At 59.0% G+C, this 21,698-nt stretch carries 17 protein-coding genes; 11 read left to right on the top strand and 6 right to left on the bottom strand.

Annotated elements, in window-relative coordinates; translation table 11 throughout:
• Positions 1-40: 40 nt before the first annotated feature.
• From RCI20_RS16755 to RCI20_RS16740, 4 genes are read right to left on the bottom strand one after another with little or no spacing between them, the layout of a single operon-like run.
• Positions 41-2,425: a serine/threonine protein kinase gene (locus RCI20_RS16755; protein ID WP_306607542.1), complete on the bottom strand. Its 2,385-nt coding sequence runs from the start codon at positions 2,423-2,425 to the stop codon at positions 41-43.
• On the bottom strand, positions 2,425-2,868 hold the full coding sequence (locus tag RCI20_RS16750; RefSeq protein WP_306607541.1) for a DUF3293 domain-containing protein: 444 nt from the start codon (positions 2,866-2,868) through the stop codon (positions 2,425-2,427). The genes RCI20_RS16755 and RCI20_RS16750 overlap by 1 nt, the downstream gene beginning before the upstream one ends.
• Positions 2,852-4,180 (bottom strand): DNA recombination protein RmuC, encoded by a 1,329-nt coding sequence (locus tag RCI20_RS16745; RefSeq protein ID WP_306607540.1) that lies wholly within the window; start codon positions 4,178-4,180, stop codon positions 2,852-2,854. Before RCI20_RS16745 ends, RCI20_RS16750 begins: the two co-directional genes overlap by 17 nt.
• A complete protein-coding gene (locus RCI20_RS16740) occupies positions 4,181-7,612 on the bottom strand; it encodes a DUF748 domain-containing protein (protein WP_306607539.1) in 3,432 nt (1,143 codons plus the stop codon).
• Positions 7,613-7,658: 46 nt separating this feature from the next.
• On the opposite strand from RCI20_RS16740, the gene RCI20_RS16735 reads away from it, so the two are divergent.
• Positions 7,659-8,057 (top strand): hypothetical protein, encoded by a 399-nt coding sequence (locus tag RCI20_RS16735; protein WP_306607538.1) that lies wholly within the window; start codon positions 7,659-7,661, stop codon positions 8,055-8,057.
• 34 nt (positions 8,058-8,091) lie between these two features.
• A complete protein-coding gene (locus RCI20_RS16730) occupies positions 8,092-8,481 on the top strand; it encodes a response regulator transcription factor (protein ID WP_306607537.1) in 390 nt (129 codons plus the stop codon).
• Here the strand turns inward: RCI20_RS16730 and gloB are convergent.
• Complete coding sequence (gene gloB / locus RCI20_RS16725) at positions 8,478-9,260, bottom strand: hydroxyacylglutathione hydrolase (protein WP_306607536.1); 783 nt, start codon at positions 9,258-9,260, stop codon at positions 8,478-8,480. The genes RCI20_RS16730 and gloB overlap by 4 nt on opposite strands.
• 28 nt (positions 9,261-9,288) lie before the next feature.
• Between gloB and RCI20_RS16720 the strand changes: the two genes are divergently transcribed.
• Genes RCI20_RS16720 through RCI20_RS16700 form a run of 5 tightly spaced genes read left to right on the top strand, consistent with a single transcriptional unit; the run spans position 9,289 to position 13,408 of the window.
• Positions 9,289-10,005, top strand: coding sequence for a class I SAM-dependent methyltransferase (locus RCI20_RS16720; RefSeq protein WP_306607608.1), 717 nt, complete (start codon positions 9,289-9,291; stop codon positions 10,003-10,005).
• Positions 9,995-10,456: a ribonuclease HI gene (gene rnhA / locus RCI20_RS16715; RefSeq protein WP_306607535.1), complete on the top strand. Its 462-nt coding sequence runs from the start codon at positions 9,995-9,997 to the stop codon at positions 10,454-10,456. The genes RCI20_RS16720 and rnhA overlap by 11 nt, the downstream gene beginning before the upstream one ends.
• A complete protein-coding gene (dnaQ, locus tag RCI20_RS16710) occupies positions 10,453-11,184 on the top strand; it encodes a DNA polymerase III subunit epsilon (protein WP_306607534.1) in 732 nt (243 codons plus the stop codon). The genes rnhA and dnaQ overlap by 4 nt, the downstream gene beginning before the upstream one ends.
• Before the next feature lie 8 nt (positions 11,185-11,192).
• Complete coding sequence (locus RCI20_RS16705) at positions 11,193-12,092, top strand: triacylglycerol lipase (protein ID WP_306607532.1); 900 nt, start codon at positions 11,193-11,195, stop codon at positions 12,090-12,092.
• On the top strand, positions 12,092-13,408 hold the full coding sequence (locus RCI20_RS16700) for a M18 family aminopeptidase (RefSeq protein ID WP_306607530.1): 1,317 nt from the start codon (positions 12,092-12,094) through the stop codon (positions 13,406-13,408). The genes RCI20_RS16705 and RCI20_RS16700 overlap by 1 nt, the downstream gene beginning before the upstream one ends.
• On the opposite strand, the gene RCI20_RS16695 is transcribed toward RCI20_RS16700, so the two are convergent.
• Positions 13,409-16,669, bottom strand: a complete 3,261-nt coding sequence (locus tag RCI20_RS16695) for an EAL domain-containing protein (RefSeq protein ID WP_306607528.1) — start codon at positions 16,667-16,669, stop codon at positions 13,409-13,411.
• 168 nt (positions 16,670-16,837) lie between these two features.
• Between RCI20_RS16695 and RCI20_RS16690 the strand changes: the two genes are divergently transcribed.
• The 4 genes from RCI20_RS16690 (at position 16,838) to RCI20_RS16675 (ending at position 21,663) form a co-directional block, all read left to right on the top strand.
• Positions 16,838-18,100 carry an ATP-binding protein gene (locus tag RCI20_RS16690; RefSeq protein ID WP_306607526.1) on the top strand — a complete coding sequence of 421 codons (1,263 nt, stop codon included), beginning with the start codon at positions 16,838-16,840 and terminating at the stop codon, positions 18,098-18,100.
• Positions 18,097-18,627 (top strand): response regulator transcription factor, encoded by a 531-nt coding sequence (locus RCI20_RS16685; RefSeq protein WP_306607525.1) that lies wholly within the window; start codon positions 18,097-18,099, stop codon positions 18,625-18,627. The genes RCI20_RS16690 and RCI20_RS16685 overlap by 4 nt, the downstream gene beginning before the upstream one ends.
• A 214-nt stretch (positions 18,628-18,841) precedes the next feature.
• A complete protein-coding gene (locus RCI20_RS16680; RefSeq protein ID WP_306607522.1) occupies positions 18,842-20,098 on the top strand; it encodes a putative Na+/H+ antiporter in 1,257 nt (418 codons plus the stop codon).
• A gap of 92 nt (positions 20,099-20,190) precedes the next feature.
• Positions 20,191-21,663, top strand: a complete 1,473-nt coding sequence (locus RCI20_RS16675) for an IS1182 family transposase (protein WP_306607520.1) — start codon at positions 20,191-20,193, stop codon at positions 21,661-21,663.
• Positions 21,664-21,698: the final 35 nt, after the last annotated feature.

Here is a 21,698-nt window from a genome sequence, read left to right as displayed (position 1 = left end):
TGGATTATGAAAAAATGCCCGCCAAGTAGCGGGCATTTTTTTATCCGCCCTGCTTGATCGCCAGCACTGCCTGATTGCGTAGCGTGCGCAGTAACGACAACTCCTTCTCCGGAATATCGATGCCGCCCGGTTCATCGCGGTCGGCATAAATCAGCGCAACCGGACTACCCTTGATGTTGAGCGGCAGGAGGACAAAAGAGCGCGCCGGTACGGCTTTACGGTACCAGGCAGGAATGCGTTCGAAAATATTCGGATCGTCGATATCGCTGATCAGGATGTCGAGACCTTTCGATGTGGCAACGTGGAAAATATCCGGGGCAAAACTGAGCGGGAAGCGAAATGCCTTGGCGACTTCATTGGCCTCGGGACCAAAACCGAAACGCCCTTGCATGGCCTGCCCCTTGGCATCGCGGATACATAGCACGACCCGCTTGAAACCCATCGCGCGATACATGGTCTCGAGGATGATGCGCAAAATATCATTCAGTTTGAAACCTTCGACCAGCGTATTGCTGATGTCCTGAATTCCTGCGGTCAACACGGTTTGCGCATCGATTTTCATCTCGCCAGCGTCTGGCCCATTGTCTGGCCCGCCGGGACCGCCCAATTCACCGAGCAGCGCGCCTTGCAAGGAGTCCATCATGCTTGCCGAATTGAGGGTGGTGCCGCCCTTGTCACCCGAGACAAACTGTTGCATCTGTTTGCCGAAGGTCGTTTGCGCCATATTCAGATGAATGATGCGGGCAAAATCACCGATTTCCTCGACGGAACGCTTGACGGTCTGCATCACGGTTCGTTCATCAAGCGGCAGGGCTGCGGCAAAACGCAGCATCGAATTTTTCAGTTCGCGAATCCGTGCTTCAGGCGTCGCCTGGGCGATGACATCACACAGTTCATTGGCAAAACCCGACAACATGCGCAAACGCTCTTCCTGCGTTACCGGCTTTTTGACCCGCCCGTCCGACAATTTATGCATCGAACCGACAATCAAGGGCGGAAAACCCCATTGTTTGGCAATGGCAATCCCCAGATTCTCGAAGGAAATGCCGAGCACCTGCAGCGAGGCGTGATCGTCGCTACACGACTTCTGCGCCATCACCCGGCGAATTTCGTCGGATTCCTCGGGGAAATAATATTGCGACAACAAACGGCCCAGGCTCTGGAACAAGGAACAGATGAAAATCTGCTCAAGATCCGGCATTTTCGCTGCTGCACTGATGTCCTTGGCCAGAATGCCGGCCAGATTGGCGCGCAGGAATTCCTCCTTCAGATGATTGGCATTCGCCTTGTTCTGCAAATGTTCGAAGAGCAGCACGGTAATCGCGATGTTGCGCACCGCCTCGAAGCCCAGCACGATCACCGCACGGGATACCGTGCTGATGCTGCCGCCACCCGCTGGGCGGAAATAGGCCGAATTGACCAGACGCAACAGTTTGTTGGTCAGGGCGAAATCCTTGAGGATGGAGTTCGATAGCTTGGTGACGCTCTCCGTCTCGCTATTGGCAATCTTGTTGATCGCGCTGACCGACTCGGAGAGTGCGGGAAAATCGCTCTTGTGGCGCATGCGGCGCAACAGGAAATCGAGTGTCGCCTGACGCCCACCGCTGTCGGTCGTCTTGGCCTCGTCGGGCTCAAGGTAGCGATCAAGCGCTTCGGCAAACTGCGCGGCACTCTGAAAACGGACTTCCGGATTACGCGCCAGCGCCTTGTACAAAATGCCGCTCAAACGGTCGTCGACCGCAACATTGACCGGCAATTTGATATCTTCGTTGGTGATCTGGTTCATGATCTGAAACAGGCTCACCCCTTCAACGGCCCGCCGCCCGGTCAGCATTTCGAAGAGCACCAGACCGGCCGAGAAAATATCCGAACGTTCGCTGCTTTCGTGCCGATCAATGTATTCCGGTGCCATGTAGGCCGGCGTACCGCTATATTCATCGCCATCCTCACCGGGACCGTCGAGCGGTGCCGAGATGCCGAAATCCATGACGCGTGGCGTGCCGTTTTCATCGATCAGGATATTCGACGGCTTGATGTCGCGATGGATGATGCCCCGGGTGTGCGCCTCAGCAAGTGCATACAGGACGTGGCGCAGAATGGTCACCGCCTTGACCGACGACAGCGCTCCGCTCTGACTCAGGAATTCTGAGAGATTGCGCCCCGGCACATACTCAAAAACCAGATAGAGATCGCCGCCCTCTTCCCCTGCCTCGAAAATCGGCACGATATTCGGGTGGCGCATTTTACTGACCGCTCGAGCTTCATCGAGCAAAACCTGGTTCTGGGCGGGGTCGGGACGGGTGAAATGTAGCGTCTTGATCGCCACTTCGCGTTGCAACTGCGCATCGAATCCGAGATAAACCGTACTCTGGGCACCGCGCCCCAGTTCGCCGCGAATATCGAAACGGCCAATTTTCCTGATCATTATTTTTTGTCTTCTATCCAGGCCAGCCGGGGAATTCCGTCTGCTCCGCCCCACACAATGGCGTTCTGTCCGTAATCTTCCGCCAGTGCGAACGCATCTTCAAGTGCTATATCGGGAATGAAGCAAGTTTCTTCACTCGGCCAGTCGGCGGCATCGGGGACATTCTCCCCGGCATAGGGCTCGTAATTGCCCTCCAGCAACTCACATTCAAGGGCCGATTGACGTTCGGCATTCTGTGCCTCATCGACCCGCTGGGCGCCTGGATTGTAGGCCGTGATGATGGCAAACCCGGTACAGGCATGCTGCGCCAGCCATTTGACTAGTCCGGCACTGGCTTCATCGATACGCAAATCGCATGGACCGCCGGGCAGAAAAACCCGGTAGGTCGTCGCCCGGTAGGCGCCTGCCAATTCGCTTGCTGCAAGTTCATTCGTCTTCACCATCAAAATCCACCACCCCAATCAATTTTTCTGCGTCACCGGCCGGCAGGGCCTCGACTTCTTTTAACTTGCGCGACAACTGGCGCGTCCGCGTTTCCGCCTTGACGATGCTGTTGCTCGCTTCTTCCAGCTTTTTCCGGGTATGCGCCAGCGCTTCACCGAACTTGCCAAACTCGCTCTTCACCGCGCCCAGTACGGCCCAGACCTCAGCCGAACGCTGCTCGATGGCCAAGGTACGAAAGCCCATCTGCAGGCTGTTGAGCAACGCCGCCAGCGTTGTCGGTCCAGCCAGACTGACCCGATATTCGCGCTGCAGCAACTCAGCCAGACCGGGGCGCCGCAGCACTTCGGCGTACAGCCCCTCGACCGGCAAGTACAGCAGGGCGAAATCGGTGGTATGCGGCGGAGCAACGTATTTGTCGCGGATGCTTCTCGCCTCGTTGCGAATACGCATCTCGATGGCTTTCGCTGCCTCTTCGATGTCCGCTGGATCCTGCGCCTCGATCAGCCGCTGATAATCCTCTATCGGAAACTTGGCATCAATCGGCAACCAGACGACGGCGCCATCATCCTTGCCGGGCAAGCGGATGGCGAAATCGACGCGTTCGTTGCTGCCGGGTTTCGTTGGCAAATTGGCGGCAAACTGCTCGGCAGTCAACAGTTGCTCCAGCAAGGCGCCCAACTGCACTTCGCCCCAGGTTCCCCGCGTCTTGATATTGCTCAGCACGCGTTTGAGGTCGCCGACACCAGCCGCCAACCCTTGCATTTCGCCCAGGCCACGATGCACCTGCTCCAGCCGTTCGCTGACCAGTTTGAAGGATTCACCCAGGCGTTGCTCCAGTGTGGCATGCAGTTTTTCGTCAACGGTGCGCCGCATTTCTTCCAGCTTTTGCGCGTTATCCGACTGTATTGCGGTCAACCGGCTTTCCACCGTATTTTTCAGGCGCTCGAAACGCTCGTCCAGGCCCAGCGAAAAACGATTCAGTTCACGCGCAAAGGCTTCCAGACGCTCAGCCTGCAGGGTGCCAAGCTGGCCCATTTGCGTGCTGATGGCCTGCCCCAGCAGGTTTGCCGATTGCGCCCTTTCCTCGCGATCACGAAATGCGTCTTCGGCATCTTCGCGCCGACCACGCGCCAATTCCTCGCGCAACTCCCGCTCCAGGCGCGCCATGCCTCTTTCCTGCGTTTCCTGCAGCGCCCGGAAGCGGGCATCGTCATCGGGGCGCCGGTTACTCAGCCAAAGCAAGGCGACCTGCAAAAGAATGACGACCACCAGCCCGGCCAGGACAACCAGCACAATTGCTTCACCCATCATTTACCTCAGCGAGAAATTGACGCGGCCACCGGCCAGCAGCGCATCCTTGTCAGCCTTCGACTGCACCAGAAAGATTCGCTCCGGTGCCAGCTTGCCCTGCTCGATCAACCAAAGCTGAACCAGTTCAGCCCGCTGCCTGGCGAGCCCTCGCAGATCGTCGTCGCTGGCCGGCAGATTGGCTAGCAGCAGTTTCTCCATCTCCTCAACCGGCAAGGCTTTCTGCAGGCCGACCACATTGCGTGGCTTGGGAAATTTCGCTGCCTGGTAGGCCCGCGTCAGATACGTTTTGTATTCAGCAGCGGGAATTTTCACGGTCTCGGGAGACTCGACGGCACTCCCGTTCTTCTGCAGGTCAGCGAACTTTTCCCGCTGCATGGCGCGTTCGATTGCCACCTGCTTCAAACCTTCCCGGTCCACCGCCGGATCAACCAGACCGGCGATTTCCAGTTTCAGCGCAGCGCGCTCGCTGAGTGCCTTGCTCAGACTCTCCAGCTTTTTCACCCCGGCCTCGTCCAGCGTCGCCCGACCGGGCGCAAAGGCCACGTGCGACAACTCCTCGCCGCCGCCGAACATCGAACCGAGCAAGGCAAATGGCGAACTCACCGCCTTGACGAAAAGATTGACGATGACCTTGATCACCAGACCGCCGACGGAAAACTGCGGATCATCCAGCGAACCGGAAATCGGCAGACTGAGATCGATTTCCCCGCGATTGTTGCGCAGCAGTGCAATTGCCAGATTGACCGGCAACTGCGTCGCATCCGGACTATCCACCTTGGCACCGAAAGTCAGTTGGTCGATGAACAACTGGTTGTCCGCCGACAACTGACGATTTTCCAATTTGTAGGCCAGATTGAGCGACAGTTTGCCCTTGTCGATCACATAACCGGCATATTTTCCCGAATACGGCGAGAAATCTGTCAGATCAACCCCCTTCACCTCGGCTTTCAGGTCGAGGTAAGACTTGGCCGCCAAGGGATTCAACTTGGCAGTAATCTGCACCGGCGCCGAACTACCATAACTACCGCGCAACTCCATGTCGGCCAAGGTCCCTTCGACCGACGACAAACCAGTGATGCTGCCGCCCAGCTTGCCGACATTGACGGTGTAATTCGGCTTGACGAAATAATCCGAAAAATTAACCGTGCCGTTGTTCAGTGTCACCTTGCCAATTCGGATCGGAGCGCTCGCACTTGCAGGAGCACTTGGTGGGGCACTCGTGGCGCTGAGCTGCACCGCGGTGCCGGCTGTTGCGGTCGACACGACTTTGTCGGCCTTTTCCGCTTCAGGCGGTGGCACTGACGCCGGCTTACGCACGATGTTGGCCACATTGAGCTGACCGTTCGCATCGAGAATGAGGCGGGAGAAAAAGTCGCTGAGCGCAATTTCACGAATATCGATGGCCAACGGATCGAGACGAAAATCGATGCCGGCAAAATGCAGCGACTTCCACTTCAGGAAATCGGTCTTGTTTTCCCGGTCGACCGCACGCAACTCGCCCAACGTTGCCGACCCCTGGTAGGCCACCTTCAGCTTGCCTTGATCGAGACGTAGCGAAGCCTCACCCTGATTCGAAAACAAACCGCGTTGCAACTCGACATTGAGGAACTGGTTGGCGTAGCCCTGCAGTGAAGTCAGCGGAATGCCTCGGGTATCCACTTTCAGCGCCAAGTCGAACGGCAGCAACTGAATCGCCCCGGCCATTTCCAGATTGCCCTTCTGATTAAGCAGCGCCTTGATCTGCAAAGCAGCCTTTTGCTTCGGCACATTACCGATTTTTTCCGCCTGCACAGCGAGGCCGGAAATTTCCTGGATGGCCACCGGTTGCACCGAACGGTCTTCGAAACGAAGCGCCATGTCCTCCACCAGCAGCTTTTCAACCTGGCCTAGCCATGGGCGCGTGTCCTTCACCCCCTGGTCGACTTCCTTGACCGTTTTCAGTACCGGTGACGCCACCCACTCGATGATTCCGTCGGTATTGCGCAACAGTGCAGCGCGGGTGCCAGTGTTGACCAGTTCGGCAATATCGACGCGATGCGCCGGTAAATCGACCCGCATGCCTTTCAGCGTGGTTTTCTCCAGACGCAAACGTTCGCCGAGATCGAGTTGCCAGCCGGCCTCGGCAATCTCGACTGGATCGACCAAGCGACTATCCAGTTTGCCGACCCGGGCATGCAGTTGCTGCACCTGACCAATGACCGGCTGCCGATTCGACTCGTCCCGCCAATGTACCAAGCCATTGTTCAAGACAAACTCGCCGAGCGACCAGGTCAGAGGCTGCGCTGGCACTTCGGCGGCCTGGACATCCGGCTTCGTGCCGGTTGTTCCGGCTTGCCTGACGAGCTTGGCCGGCTTCCCCCCGGCCTGCATTTGCTCTGCCAGTTTGACAAGATTCAGCTCACCTTGCGCGTTGACCGCAAGATTCATATCCATGCCATCCAGGGCAATTCGCCGGATGGCAATATTGCGATTCAGCAGGTCAGCCTGCTCGACATCAATCGCCAGGGTTTTCCAGGCCAGCAAAGGCTGACCAGTACGCTCGGCCAGTTGCAGATCGGACAATTGCGCCCCGCCAAGGACAAGCAATGAATAAGTCCCCTCGGAAACTTCCTTGAAGACGACTTTCAACTGCGAATCCAGCTTGGCCGAATCGATCCGCAAAGGCAGCGTATCCGGCAGATAGGGCTGCAAACCAGCGAGATCCAGATCATCCAGTGCCAGATCCAGCAAACTCTCGTGTGCTTCGGCAAAAGGTGTGGTCCGGCCACTCAATTTGAACGGCGAACCGTTGATATTCGCCGCAATCATCGGCTGAACCAGCACCTCGGCCTGGTACGGCAGGCTGGAAACGAAAGGCAGACCGAGCTGGATGTCGCTGATCGTATGGACTTTGCCCCGTGGCCGATCATCGAAAACGATCTGGCCATCGATCAACTGGATATTGTTCAGCGAAAACCGCGGTGTTCCCGACGCCGGTTCATCCTTCGGCTTCATCCACTCGTCGAGCAAATCGGAAATATCGTAGCGCCCGTCATCCAGTCGGGTCACCGCGATGCGCAAGCCCTGCAGACGGATTTCATCGACCACCACCGCCAGTTTGAACAGCGAGGCAGCCGACAGATTGACGTAAAGTTCGTCAAAACCGGCCACCTCCTTGCCATCGTCCGCCTTGACACTGAAACCACCCAGTGTTGCGGACAAGGCAAGCGGATTGATTTTGACGTCCTGCAAGACGACCTCGCGCTGCAGGACGTCACCAAGTTGCTTGTTCAGCACGGACTTCAGCAAAGGTGGTGCAGCCAGAAAACCGAATGCAACAAGTACGAGCAGCAAACCGCCGAACCACTTGGCAAAATAACGGTTGCGCGAGGAATTCATTTCATCGCGAACACGCAATAGCAAGGTTCTACGGGTATCCGGCGATTCAGTCATGATAGTCTTGTAGGCTGGGCAGCAACGAAAATATGGATTACTGGCAATGAAGTGGATTATCGACGATATCAAGGAAGCTTGGAGAGAATTGCAACGCTGGGAAACCTGGCTGGTTATCCTTTTGCTGGTCGGTTTCGGCGTGTTGACCTTCCTGATCGTCCGCTTTGCGTTCCGTACCGATGCTCTTCTGAGTTACTTGGGCGTATCTGGTGGCTATTGCAAGCTGATGAGCAACAAATCGATCATTTCGATGTTCAGCGGCATGGTATTTTTCGCATTAACCGCCGTATTGACGCTGGGAGAAACCCAGCAATATTTCCAGGCCAAGAAACGTGGTGCACATCAGCAAGCCAAAAAATCGCTGCGCTGGGCCTTTTTCTGGGGTGCTACGGCAATCGCTCTGGCGAGCGGCGCGCTGATCTACTTCAGCATGAATTGCTATTGAGATCGCCGGCACGGACGATACCGCGTAACTGAAAATGAGCAAAAAACGCCTGAGTATCCTGATCGTCGAAGATAACGACATGATGCGAGCCATCTTGCGCAGCATCTTGCGCGGCGAGGAATACGACGTCGTCGGTGAGGCGCGCAACGGCTTGCTCGGCGTTGAACTGGCGGAGCGCTTGAAACCGGACATCATCTGCATGGATGTGCTGATGCCGGAAAAAAACGGCATTGAGGCCATGGCCGAAATCAAGGCAAGCCGCCCAAATACGGAAATCGTCATGATTACCGGCAACTCCGATCCGGAAACCGTTCAGGATGCGATCATGAACGGTGCGGCAGGATTCATCATCAAACCCTTCAATGCGGCACGTGTACTCGATGTACTGGCCAAACTGAGCACCCGGATTCAGGCCCGCGCCTAAAAATTATTGCGCCAGCCGCGTAACGCAGCGAAAACCTCGATTCCCGAACGAGGGCCAGCCGTTTTTTCTACGGTTGCGGTATGCGCCAGCGCAGCGGCGATCACCGCCGGCTGAGTGCAACGCAGGAAGGGATTGGTCGCCTTTTCGCCGGTTTCACCGCCCAAGGTCAGCGGAACGGTGGCCAGCCCGGCCCGACGCAAATGCGCGACCGCAGCGGACCGCTGGCGGAGTGCGGCGTTGTCCGGTTCTACGGTCAACGCGAAAGGCAGGTTCATTTCCGTATATTCATGGGCGCAATAAATCAGCGTCTCGTCAGGCAAGGCGGCGATCTGTGCCAGCGAAGCGCTCATCTGTGCCGGCGTCCCTTCGAACAGCCGGCCGCAGCCAGCCCCGAACAACGTATCGCCACAAAACAGTACCCCCGGCGCCAGGTAGGCCAGATGGCCCAGCGTATGACCGGGAACGGCAAGCACCTGGACCGCCGTACCGAGAACATCGAGCACTTCGCCACCGCGCAAGGGACGCGTGGTGCCTGTGATAGACTCACTGGCCGGCGCGTAGACTTCGGCCGGGTAGCGAGCACACAATTCGCCGATGCCCCCCTGATGATCGGCATGGTGATGCGTGACCAGAATGCCGACCAGATCAAGTCCGTCAGCTTCCAGTCTGGCAATGACGGGTGCGGCGTCGCCCGGATCAACCACGAAAGCCTGCGTGCCACGCACGAGCAGCCAGATGTAATTGTCCTTGAATGCGGGAATAGAGAAAATTTCGAACATGCCGGAACTATCGAACCTCGCCGCCCCGATGTCAAATCCGGGACTCGATGCGTGGCTTGCCTCGCCGCAGGGGCGCTATGTGCTTGACTGGGAAATGCAGCAAGTCGACGCAGCTGTCACCGATATTTTCGGTTTCAATGCGCTGCAGATCGGCTTGCCGCAGTGCGACCTGCTGCGCGCCAATCGCATGTCAATGCGCCGCAAGGCGGGCCAGACCGGTCCGGTCGATGTATTCTGTACCCCCGGCGCGCTGCCGATTGCCGGACAAAGCATAGACCTCGTCGTCCTGCCGCACGTCCTCGAGTTTGCCGAAGATCCGCAGCAGATTTTGCGCGAAATCGAGCGCATCCTGATGCCCGAGGGGCAATTGATCATCACCGGCTTCAACCCGCTCTCACTCTGGGGCCTGAAGCGCCAAGCCAAGCGTAGCCAGGATTTCCCGTGGAACGGCAGTTATCTGTCGCCGACCCGCCTGCGTGATTGGTTGAAAGAACTGGGCTTCGCGGTCGAACGTAGCCAGTTCGGCTGCTACGCCCCGCCCTGCGAACAACAAACCTGGCTGCAACGCTGGCACTTCACCGAATCCGCCGGCCGTCGCTGGTGGAAATTTTCCGGCGCCGTCTATATGCTGCGCGCCGTCAAGCGCGTGCACAGCATGCGGCTGATTACCCCCAACTGGCGCGATCAAAGTGTGCGCGCCAAAGCTTTGCGCCCGATTGCGCAAAAGGAAAGTCATGGCGACTGAGCGCGTCGAAATTTTTACCGATGGTGCCTGCCGCGGCAATCCCGGCCCCGGCGGCTGGGGCGCGATCCTGCGCGCCGGCCAGCACGAAAAGGAATTGTGGGGCGGCGAAGCCTCGACCACCAACAACAGGATGGAGTTGATGGCCGTCATCCGCGCGCTGGAAGCACTGAAACGGCCGATCGATGCAAAGGTGCACAGCGACTCTCAGTACGTGCTGAAAGGTATCAGCGAGTGGATCCACGGCTGGAAACGCAATGGCTGGAAGACTGCGGACAAGAAGCCGGTGAAAAATGCCGACCTGTGGCAGGAACTTGATGCGCAAACCCGCCAGCACCGGATTGAATGGATCTGGGTCAAAGGGCATGCCGGCCACCCGGAAAACGAACGCGCCGATGCGCTGGCCAATCGCGGCATCGACGAGTTGAAGGAAAACACGAAAGAACGCGCATGAGACAGATCTGCCTCGATACCGAAACCACCGGCCTCAACCCGCGTGACGGTCACCGCATCATCGAAGTGGCCTGCATCGAACTGGTCAATCGCCGGCTGACCGGCCATCACCTGCACAAATATGTCCATCCGGAACGCGATATCGATGCTGGCGCGCAAGCCGTGCACGGCATCACGCTTGAGTTTCTGGCCGACAAGCCGAAATTTGCCGACATCGCCGATGAATTCCTGGAATTCATCAACGGTGCCCAGTTGATCATCCACAATGCGCCCTTCGACTTGGGCTTCCTGAACGCCGAACTCGACCGTCTGGGTCGCGTGCCGGTCGAAACGGTGTGCAGCGGCGTCATCGATACGCTGAAGGATGCCAAGGCACTGCATCCGGGCAAGCGCAACAGCCTCGATGCGCTGTGCGAACGCTACGATATCGACAACTCCGGCCGGACCCTGCACGGCGCGCTGCTCGATACCGAATTGCTGGCCGAGGTTTACCTGGCCATGACGCGCGGCCAGAACGCCCTGATGATCGAACCGGATGAAGCCCCGCGCGTCATGCTCGGTGCCGACGGCAAGGTACGTGAACGCAAACCCTTGCAGATTCTCCGCGCCAGCGCCGAAGAAATTACCGAGCACGAACGCATGCTGGCCGCCATCGACAAGGAGTCGAAAGGCGCCTGTGTCTGGCTGGCCGCAGCGACCACCGAATCTGTTACCCAATCCCCAGTCTGAAACCGACCATGCTACCCATCTCCCTACTGGTCTGGATTGTTCTCGAACTGACCATTTACCTCGCGCTCGGACGCCTGCTGGTCGGTGCCGACTGGCCCGCCGCGATCACCGGCGCCATCGTCACGCTGCTCATCGTGCGGGCAAATCTGAATGCCTTCACCTGGATTTTCGCCGCATTCCACAGTTCGCCAGTCCAGCGCCCGAACAAACCGCTGGGCATGTGGCGCAAGCTGATGATCATCATTGGCGAATACTTCGCCTACCTGCTCACCTTCGTGCTGGTCATTCCGTTCGAACGCCTGTGGATGCCAGCCGACCGGTTGCGCGAAGAGCGTCGGGTCATTCTGCTGGTACATGGCTACGGCTGCAGTCGCGGTGTCTGGTGGTTGCTGCGTCGCCGCCTCGAAGCGGCCGGCTGTACCGTCGCCAGCATCAGCCTGGCCCCGCCCTTCATCAGCATGGGCAAGATGGTGCCGCAACTGCGCGAACGGATCGACGCCGTCTGCGCCGCCACGGGCGCCAGAAAACTGACGCTGGTCGGGCACAGCATGGGCGGACTGATCTGCCGCTCCTACCTGGCCCGCCACGGCAACGACAAAGTCGCGGCTTTGATCACCCTGGCCACGCCGCATGCCGGCAGCGAACTTGTGCGTTTCGGCATCGGCCAGAATGCCCGTGAAATGGAACCGGGTTCGCTGTGGTTGCGCGACATGGCCGCAGAATCGCCCGCCATACCGACCATCGCTTTCCGCAACGCCTGCGACAACTACGTGATGCCGCAAGACAATCAAAAACTGCCCGGCGCCTACAACGTCGATCTGCCGCCCATCGGCCACATCGCCATGCTCTATGACCGCCGCGTCGCCAATCTGGTGGTCGACGCCTGCTCCGACCAGGGATTTCACTGATGACTGCTGCCGCCATTTCTGTCACCGCCCGCGCCCAAGCGCAGGATTTGCTGGACTTCATCGACGCCAGCCCCAGCCCCTGGCATGCCGTAGCCAGTTGCGCAGCCCGACTGCAAGCTGCCGGTTTTCAGCATTTGCCGGAGGTTGACCGCTGGAATCTGCAAACCGGTGGCCGTTATTACGTCGTCCGCGGTGGCTCATCGATCATTGCCTTCACCTTGGGCAAAAAACCACCGCTGGACACCGGAATCACGATGATCGGTGCCCATACCGATTCGCCGGGCCTGCGCATCAAGCCGAAACCGGCCGAGGACGTTTCGGGCATGACGCGTCTCGGCGTCGAAGTCTATGGCGGTCCGCTGCTCGCCACCTTCGCCGACCGCGACCTGGGGCTGGCCGGCCGCGTCATGGTACGCAGCGACAAGAGCATTGAAAGCCGTCTGGTACACCTTGCCGAACCCTTGCTGCGCCTGCCCAATCTGGCCATTCACATGAACCGCGAGGTCAATGAAAACGGCCTGAAATTCAACAAGCAAACCGAATTGCCGCTGTTGCTCGGCGCGGCGGAAAACGGCACAGCACCCGACCAGCGCTTCAGAGCGCCGCTGGCCAATGCGCTGGGCGTTGCCGCCGAGGATTTACTGACCTGGGAACTGGCGGCCTGCGATACGCAAAAAGGCTCGTTTTGGGGTGTCGACCGCGAATTTATCGCCGACAGCCAGCTCGACAACCTGGCCTCCTGTCACGCCGCGCTATCTGCCCTGCTGGCCGTCGAACAACCCCGACAAACCTGCCTGGTCGCCCTGTTCGACCATGAGGAAGTCGGCTCGGAGAGCGCCGTCGGTGCCGGCGGCAGTCTGGTTGGCGATGTCCTGCAACGGATCGCCGGCCACTTCTCACTCGATGCGGAAGATCAGCGTCGGCTGCTGGCCCGGAGTTTTTTCATCAGCGCCGACATGGCGCACGCCTGGCACCCGAATTTTCCCGGTGCCTACGAGCCTTGCCACCGTGTTGCGGTCAACGCCGGTCCGGTGATCAAAAGCAACGCCAACCAGCGCTACAGCACCAATGCCGATACAGCGGCGCGCTTCATGGCAATCTGCCAGCAAGCCGGCGTCCCCTGCCAGCAATACGCCCACCGCACAGATCTCGGTTGCGGCAGCACGATCGGCCCGATTGTCGCTGCGCGCCTCGGCATCCCGAGCGTCGATGTCGGCTCACCGATGTGGGCCATGCACAGCATCCGCGAAAGCGCTGGCGTGCTGGACCACGGCTACATGATCGCGGCACTGAGCGCAGCCCTGCGCGGACAGTAATCAGCCAGCCTGCCGTTCGCGCACCCATTGCAGGAAAGCCTCCGCCGGCAACGGGCGGCTGAACAGGTAGCCCTGCATGACCGGGCACGCGCGCTCGGCCAGGAAGGCACGCTGGATTTCCGTTTCCACGCCTTCGGCCACCACGTCCATGCCGAGGTCGCGGGCGAGTGACAGGGTTGCCATGGCAATGGCGACATCCTCAAGGTCGTCCGGAATATCCTTGACGAAACTACGGTCCAGTTTCAGCCGGCAGATCGGCAGGCGTTTCAGGTAGGACAGGCTGGAGTAACCGGTGCCGAAATCGTCCAGCGCCAGCCGGATGCCCAGATCGCACAGGTGATTCATGCGCGCCAGGACTTCCGGCGTCGGCTGCATCAGCGCGCTTTCGGTCAATTCCAGTTCAAGCAATGCAGGGTCGGCCCCGGTCTGTTCGACGATACGCTGCACCGTCTCGGAAAATCCATTCTGGCGGAACTGCAGCGCTGAAATATTGACCGCCATGACCAGACGCTGACCTTCCGCTGTCCATGCGGCCAGTTGCTGACAAGCCGTTTGCAGTACCCATTTGCCGAGCGCGACAATCAGCCCGCTCTCTTCTGCCACACCAATGAACTGCGCTGGTTGCAGCATGCCCAGTTCCGGATGCTGCCAGCGTACCAGCGCCTCGCAACCCAGCGCGCGGCCATCGTCGGCCGCCACCTGTGGCTGATAGTGCAAGACCAGTTCGTTACGTTCGATGGCCCGGCGCAGCGCGTTTTCCAGCATCAGGCGTTCGAGGGCATGCACGTCCATTTCCGGCATGAAGTAGTGATAAGTATTGCGGCCCTGATCTTTGGCGCAGTACATCGCCACATCGGCATGTTTGAGCAGGGTGCTGACATCCTCGCCATCGTCGGGGAAGATCGCGATGCCGATACTGGCTGCCGCAGTCAGTTCATGCCCCTCGATCAAGATTGGCGTCTGCAAGGTGGCAATCAGCTTGCGCGCCACGATGGCAGCGTCCTCCGGATGTTCGAGCCGGGTCAGCATGACAACGAATTCGTCGCCCCCCAAGCGGGCGAGGAAATCCTGTTCGCGCAGGCAGTTGCTGAAACGCCGGGCAACGGCAGATAGCAGTTGGTCGCCGACGGGATGCCCCAGTGAGTCGTTGACCGCCTTGAAATGATCCAGATCGAGGAACAGTACCGCCAGGCGCTCGTCCTGACGCGCCGCGTTGTTCAGTTCGACATGTGCCCGGTCGTTCCACTGCGTGCGGTTCGGCAACCCGGTCAACACGTCGTAATGGGCCAAAAAGGCAATATGCTCTTCCGCTGCCCTCGCCCGCGTCACATCCTGCGCCGTACCGCGAATGCGCAGACCGCCGCTCGCCTGCCGGTCACTCTCGATACGGAAATGCACAATCCCTGCGCGCGGAACCAGATCGCTCAGCCGACAATCGAGGGCGACCTGGCCAGGCGCCGATGCCAGTTCATCCAGCACATTGCGCAAGGCACCCCGGTCATCCGGATGAACATGTTCGATCAGTTCGGGCAAGTCAATCAGTGCCTCATCTCCCAGCCCCATGATGCTGCGCAATTCGGCGGAACAATGGCAAAAAGTGCTATCGGGCAATATTTCCCAGCTACCGAGCCGGGCAATTCGCTGCGCCTGAAGCAATTCCTCCTGCCGCGCTTCAAGTTTGTTGCCGGCTTCAGCCAATTGTCGGGTCCGCTCCTCCACCAGGCGTTCGACACGCCGGGTCCGGCCACTGGTCAGCAACAAAAATGCGCCGAGCATCGCTGTACTGAGCAAACCGATTGCCAGCATCAACCAGGCACCCCAGGTACGCAGCCCCGCCATGTAATCTTCGGTGGCCGCGACTTTCAATACCCACTGCCGCCCGGCAAATCCCAGGCTGTCCTGCCAATGCAGGCGATGCGCTACCCAGCGCCCATCCTCGCAGGCAACATCACCGAACAAACGTTGCTCAACACCAGAATGCTCCAGATCGACCAGACAAACATCAAGCCCGGCCCAGGCACCAGCCAAAGCAGCATTGAGTGCGTCATCCATCCGGAAAACCCCGGAAACCATACCCGTCTGGCGCAATGGAGAACCGGAAAAAACGGCGTGATAGACCACCACACCGCGTTGTTCTCCGGACTCTTGGACCAGACGAATGGAACTGGAGGCGATCGGCAGCCGCGTTTCTCTGGTCCGTCGGGCGGCCTGCGCAGTTTTTTCCAGCACCAATGGATCAAGTCCGATCACACTGCGATTGCTGGACAAGGGCTCGACATGCAGTATGGGCAAATACTCCGGCCGCTGTTCCGCCACGTAGGTCTGACCGGCCGGGTTGCGCCCGAGAATCCGGAAACTTTCCAGGCCAGAAGCACGTATCGCCGCCTCGAACGTGGCACGGTCCGCATCCAGCACCAAGGGGCTCCAGCCAAAATTCTGGGTTCCCGGATAACGCTCCAGCAAGGGGGTGACAAACTCGCGCCAGGTTCGTGCATCCAACTGCGGGTGAACCGTCGCCAAGCGTTCAAGTGCCAGCATCTGGTCCAGTTGGGCATCGAGACGTTTGCGGATCAGGCTGGCGATATGTTCGGCATCCCGGTTCAACTGGCTTTGCAAGCGGCGCTCTTCCCAATGACTGACCTGGAGAAAAGTAGCCGCCAAGACACTGAGTGCAATCAACATCGGCACCGTCACGATCACCCGGCGAGAACGCCACTCCGCTGCCGGTTGCCCCAAAAATACCAGCAGCAAAGGCACCATGACCAGCACACCAAGGGTATCGCCCACCCACCAGTTCACCCAGGAAAAAACCGAATTGGCATCCGACAAAATACCCATCGCATGCAAGGTCAGGGTTCCAATGGTCGCGCCGATCAAGGCGCCACTGGGCGCAACCAGCAAAACAAAACGCACAATGCTTTCGTGACTATCCAGCGGGTTGTCCCGCCCGAGCAGGCGGCCAGCCAAAACATAGCCAACCCATGCCTGCAGCAGCGCACCGAGCGTCGGCAGGACGAGCAGCGGCCAGGCATTCGCGCCCAGTCCGCTCTGCACTGCGGCAAATGCCTGCACGGTCAGCGCCCCGGCAAAAATGCCCGCCTGGCAGCGTGGACCGTAGATCAGCATGGCAGCCAGCGCGATCCCTGCCGGCGGGAACAGCGGTGCGGCATAACCGGGAGGAATTGCGATTTGCAATGCCAACCAGCCGGTCAGCGCATAGAACAGAGCAAGCAGCAGATTGCCACGCAGTAAAACAAACATCGGGAACCTGTATCAGTGATGCAGAATTCGTTGAATTATAGGTGCCCGAAGCCAATTACGACTTTGCTGTACGGCAAATAATCCAGCGTTTACCGAAATCCCGGAGACTGTGACAATCTGCCGCACCGCGCAATGCGCCATCCAGCACAGCAAATCATCGATAATTCAATGATGTCTCACATCCCCCCGACTGCCGACAGCAAGGAATACCTGACCAATCTGCGCCGCCTGTTGCGCGTGCGCTGGTTCATGCTCGCCCTGATGGCCTTGCTGGTCATCTTCGTTCCAATAGTGCTCGACATCGCGCTGCCGCAGGGCGTGATGCTGGGTGTGATCAGCATCGGCGCGCTGATCAACAGCATCGGCAAACGCTACTTTGGCGGCCAGCCATCGGCCACAGCGAATGAGTTGTGCAGTCAGTTGATCATCGACATCGCCACCCTTTCGGCGTTGATTTTCTTCAGTGGCGGCGCCACCAACCCGCTCGTCTCCCTGCTCCTGCCGCCGGTAGCCATTGCAGCACTCGGCCTGCCGCGTTCCCAGGTCATCCTGGTTGGCGCCGTTGCCGTAATCGCCTATTCGCTACTCATGCTGTTTTACCTGCCGCTGCCCATCGCCAACGCAAGCCGGGCCACGCAACTACACCTGATCGGGATGTGGCTGACATTCAGCGTATCCGCCCTGCTGATCGGCTGGATCATTCTGCGCATGAGCCAGTTGATCCGCCTGCGCGATGCCGAACTGGCCAGCGCCCGTGAGCAGGCACTACGCGACGAACGGATCATGGCCATGGGGACGCTGGCCGCTGGTGCCGCCCACGAACTGGGCACTCCGCTGGCCACGATGGCCCTGATTGCCGGAGAACTGACCCACGATGCCGAACTCAGCCCGGCCGCGCGGGCCGATCTGGCACTGCTGCGCCAGCAGATTGGCATCTGCAAGGAAATCATCAGCGGATTGTCGCGTCGGGCCGGCGCCGAGCGCCTGGAAAATGTCCATCATTTGCCGGTCGACCGCTGGATTGATTCACTGCGCCAAAAATGGCACGCCTTGCGCCCCTTATCGAGCAGTCGACTGATCGTCGGCAGCAAAGGCCCAGCGCCGGACATCATCGATGATCCCCGACTCGAACAAGCCCTGCTCAACCTGCTGAACAATGCTGCCAATGCCAGCCCCCAGCCGATTGAGATAGGCCTGGCCTGGCGCAGCGGCTGGATCGATATCGATATTCGCGACCAGGGACCGGGTTTTCCGCCAAGCGTGCTGGAAGTCAATGGCCGGGAAAAACTGCCGGCGCATGAAGGCGGCTGCGGCATCGGCCTGCTGCTGACCCGCTCCGCCATCGAACAACTGGGCGGTACCCTGTTTTTGAGCAATCCAGACGATGGCGGCGCCCTGGCCCGCCTGCAACTGCCGACAAACGCATCATGACACCCTCCATCCTGATCATCGACGACGACCCGACGTTCAACAGCATCCTGGTCCGCACGTTGAACCGGCGCGGCCACGCGGCCATCGGCGCGCTGAATGCTGAACAAGCCCTGGAAATGGCTGGCGAACACCAGATCGAACGCATTGTGCTCGATCTCAATCTGAATGGCGCATCCGGACTCGCCCTGATCCCCCAACTGCTCGCCATCAATGGCGCTTGCCGGATTGTCGTTCTGACCGGCTACGGCAGCATTGCCACTGCCGTCGAAGCGGTCAAGCGCGGCGCCACCCAGTACCTGGCCAAACCGGTCGAAATCGAAGCCATCCTGGGTGCCTTCGACGATGATGGCTTTCCGGAAGACAACCCGACCTCGGATGAGCCCTTGTCGATGGATCGCCTTGAGTGGGAACACATACAACGCATCCTCAACGAACACGAAGGCAATATTTCAGCGACTGCACGGGCCTTGAAAATGCATCGCCGCACGCTGCAGCGCAAACTGGCCAAACGGCCGGTTCGTGACTGACTCCAGACAAACACAAAGCGCCTTTCCCGGCCTCCGGCATGGTGCTGACACAAAATGCCGGAGGCCCGCACCACAATCGGGCCGGGCTTGGAGAATTTCGGACAAGACTTTTATACTGCGCCTTCGGCCATTTCCGGGTTTCCTGCTGACGCACGACTCAGCCAGGCAAGCCTGCCTCTAAAAGTTACCCCGTATTCAGACTCAAGGAGGTTTCATGAACCCGACTACGATACAAATGATTGGTGCAGCCTTGTTTGGCCTCGCCATCCTGCACACTTTTTCGACCAAGTTTTTCGAACAACTGGCGCATCGTCGCCCCAACCATGCCGGCCTATGGCACCTGCTCGGCGAGGTCGAAGTCGTCTTTGGCTTCTGGGCGGCGATCCTGGTCCTTTTCATGGCAGCGGTCGAAGGCAAGGCGCAAGCAGTGGCCTATCTGGATACCCGAAATTACACGGAACCCCTGTTCGTCTTCGTCATCATGGTGGTAGCTGCCAGCAAACCGGTCCTCCGCTTTGCCTCCAGCACGGTTGACATGATCGCCCGCTATACGCCACTCAATGGTTCGGTCTCGACCTATTTCACCATCATGGCCATCGTTCCCCTGCTCGGCTCGCTGATCACCGAACCCGCTGCCATGACACTGGCGGCCCTGATGCTGCGCGACCGTTACTACAGCCAGCAACTGTCGAGAAAGTTGATGTATGCCACCTTGGGCACCCTGTTCGTCAACATTTCAATTGGCGGCACGCTGACCAATTTTGCCGCTCCCCCGGTCCTGATGGTCGCCGGTACCTGGGGTTGGGACAGTTGGTACATGCTCAGCCATTTCGGCTGGAAAGCCGGCATCGCCACAGTCATCAATGCCATGATCGTCACCCTGATCTTTCAGCGTGAACTACGGAAAATCCCGCCGGTTGCCCAGAGCAAGGATAACCCGACCCCCTTCGCTGTCCTCTTCATCCACTTGCTGCTGTTGCTGATGATCGTGATCTTTGCCCACCACCCGCCAATCTTCCTCGGCCTGTTCCTGATGTTCATGGGGCTGGCATCGGCCTACCCGCAATTCCAGGAACGCCTGATTTTGCGCGAAGGACTGCTGGTCGCATTCTTCCTGGCGGGTCTGGTTGTCCTGGGCGGACAACAAGCCTGGTGGTTGCAACCCATCCTGGTTGAAATGAGCGCCACCACCGTCTACTTTGGCGCGACGGCACTGACAGCAATTACCGACAACGCGGCGCTAACCTATCTGGGATCGCTGGTTGAAGGCCTGTCGGACGAATTCAAATACGCACTGGTTGCCGGCGCGGTCACCGGCGGAGGTCTGACAGTCATCGCCAACGCGCCCAACCCGGCCGGCATTTCCATCCTGCGCCGCAGCTTCAACGATGAAGCGGTCAACCCGCTGGGCTTGCTGATCGCGGCACTCCCACCAACAATCGTTGCGATACTGGCTTTCCAGCTACTCTGATCGGAAATGAAAAACGGGGCAGAAATGCCCCGTTCCAGACCGCTGACAAAGCCTCCAAGCGACTGGGGGCTTTAATTTTTTATAATGCAGGCATGCTCAAGCCTGCCTACCCTGCCCAAACGGAACTGGAGATGGTGACGTTGGAGCAATTGGTCCCGAAAGACCACTTGCTCCGACTGCTCGACCAGCACATCCGGTTTGATTTCATTCGTGAAGCGACCCAGCACCTGTATTGCGAGAACAATGGCCGACCGGCGATTGATCCGGTGGTGTTGTTCAAGATGTTGTTCATTGTCTACCTGTTCGGGATTCGCTCCGAGCGACGGCTGGTGAAGGAAATCGAGGTCAATGTGGCTTACCGCTGGTTTCTCGGCTTTCGGCTGACGGACAAAGTGCCGGATGCCTCGACGCTGTCGCAGAATCGGCGTCACCGCTTTGTCGGGACGGACATTGAGCAACGCATCTTTGACGGGATTGTCGAACAAGCCATTGAGCACAAGCTGATTGGCGGCCGGGTGCTTTACACGGACAGCACGCATCTGAAGGCGAATGCCAACAAACGGCAATTTGAAGTGCATCAGGTGGAGCAAACCCCTGCGGCCTACCTGGCCGAACTGGATGCGGCCATCGAAGCGGATCGGGCAGCGGCTGGCAAGAAACCCCTCAAGCGCGATGACGATGACGCGGCGCCGCCGGTGAAGGAAGTCAAGGTCAGCACGGTCGATCCCGACGCTGGCTTCATGGCCCGCGACAACAAACCGACCGGTTTCTTCTATCTGGATCACCGCACCGTTGATGGGGTGCATGCACTGATTGTCGATACCCATGTCACCCCGGGCAATGTCCACGACAGTCAGCCCTACTTGGCTCGCCTGGATCGGGTCATGGAACGCTTTGACCTGGCCGTTGGCGCCATCGGGCTGGATGCCGGCTATTTCACCCCGCAAATCTGCAAGGGCGTCCTCGACCGGGGGCTGCTCGGGGTCATGGGTTACAAGCGACCGACGCATCGGGAGGGTTATTTCTACAAGCGGGACTATCGCTACGACGCCGCGCAGGACTGCTACTGCTGCCCGGCAGGTGAAGTTCTGCCGTACCGGACGACCAACCGTCTGGGCTATCGGGAGTATGTCTCGAATCCGGGGCTGTGCGCCGACTGTGCTCTGCGCGGGCAATGCACGCAGAGCCGGAATCATCAGAAACTCGTGCCCCGCCACCTCTGGGAAGGTTTCAAGGAAGCGATCAACGCCAATCGCCTGAGCGACCTGGGCAAACGGCTGTACGCCCGGCGCAAGGAAACGGTGGAACGCAGCTTTGCCGATGCCAAGGAGTTGCACGGCCACCGTTACGCCCGTTTCCGTGGCTTGGGCAAGGTACAGGCGCAGTGCCTGCTCTCGGCGGCCTGTCAGAACATGAAGAAGATGGCCCTGTTGCTGGCCCGCAAGGCGGCAGCCTTATTGGCCAAAATCCTCGGGCAAGCCCTGTTTACGGTCGACTTCGCCCGCTATTACCTGCCGATGGCGCTCCTCCACGAAAATTCCAGAATCCGCCTTGTTTCGGCCTGAATCCGAAAAACGCCCAAATTCCCAAACAGAAAAAC

Source organism: Azonexus sp. (assembly GCF_030824335.1).
Lineage (GTDB): Bacteria > Pseudomonadota > Gammaproteobacteria > Burkholderiales > Rhodocyclaceae > Azonexus.
This window is presented reverse-complemented; position numbering and strand designations above follow the sequence as displayed.

Excerpts from the sequence above, each read along its gene's own strand:
- RCI20_RS16750 (WP_306607541.1), bottom strand. The coding sequence starts at position 2,868 with ATGGTGAAGACGAATGAACTTGCAGCAAGCGAATTGGCAGGCGCCTAC.
- RCI20_RS16675 (WP_306607520.1), top strand. The coding sequence starts at position 20,191 with ATGCTCAAGCCTGCCTACCCTGCCCAAACGGAACTGGAGATGGTGACG.
- dnaQ (WP_306607534.1), top strand. The coding sequence starts at position 10,453 with ATGAGACAGATCTGCCTCGATACCGAAACCACCGGCCTCAACCCGCGT.
- RCI20_RS16695 (WP_306607528.1), bottom strand. The coding sequence starts at position 16,669 with ATGTTTGTTTTACTGCGTGGCAATCTGCTGCTTGCTCTGTTCTATGCG.
- RCI20_RS16730 (WP_306607537.1), top strand. The coding sequence starts at position 8,092 with ATGAGCAAAAAACGCCTGAGTATCCTGATCGTCGAAGATAACGACATG.
- RCI20_RS16685 (WP_306607525.1), top strand. The coding sequence starts at position 18,097 with ATGACACCCTCCATCCTGATCATCGACGACGACCCGACGTTCAACAGC.
- RCI20_RS16740 (WP_306607539.1), bottom strand. The coding sequence starts at position 7,612 with ATGACTGAATCGCCGGATACCCGTAGAACCTTGCTATTGCGTGTTCGC.
- RCI20_RS16755 (WP_306607542.1), bottom strand. The coding sequence starts at position 2,425 with ATGATCAGGAAAATTGGCCGTTTCGATATTCGCGGCGAACTGGGGCGC.
- RCI20_RS16745 (WP_306607540.1), bottom strand. The coding sequence starts at position 4,180 with ATGATGGGTGAAGCAATTGTGCTGGTTGTCCTGGCCGGGCTGGTGGTC.
- RCI20_RS16705 (WP_306607532.1), top strand. The coding sequence starts at position 11,193 with ATGCTACCCATCTCCCTACTGGTCTGGATTGTTCTCGAACTGACCATT.
- RCI20_RS16680 (WP_306607522.1), top strand. The coding sequence starts at position 18,842 with ATGAACCCGACTACGATACAAATGATTGGTGCAGCCTTGTTTGGCCTC.
- RCI20_RS16735 (WP_306607538.1), top strand. The coding sequence starts at position 7,659 with ATGAAGTGGATTATCGACGATATCAAGGAAGCTTGGAGAGAATTGCAA.
- rnhA (WP_306607535.1), top strand. The coding sequence starts at position 9,995 with ATGGCGACTGAGCGCGTCGAAATTTTTACCGATGGTGCCTGCCGCGGC.
- gloB (WP_306607536.1), bottom strand. The coding sequence starts at position 9,260 with ATGTTCGAAATTTTCTCTATTCCCGCATTCAAGGACAATTACATCTGG.
- RCI20_RS16700 (WP_306607530.1), top strand. The coding sequence starts at position 12,092 with ATGACTGCTGCCGCCATTTCTGTCACCGCCCGCGCCCAAGCGCAGGAT.
- RCI20_RS16720 (WP_306607608.1), top strand. The coding sequence starts at position 9,289 with ATGTCAAATCCGGGACTCGATGCGTGGCTTGCCTCGCCGCAGGGGCGC.
- RCI20_RS16690 (WP_306607526.1), top strand. The coding sequence starts at position 16,838 with ATGATGTCTCACATCCCCCCGACTGCCGACAGCAAGGAATACCTGACC.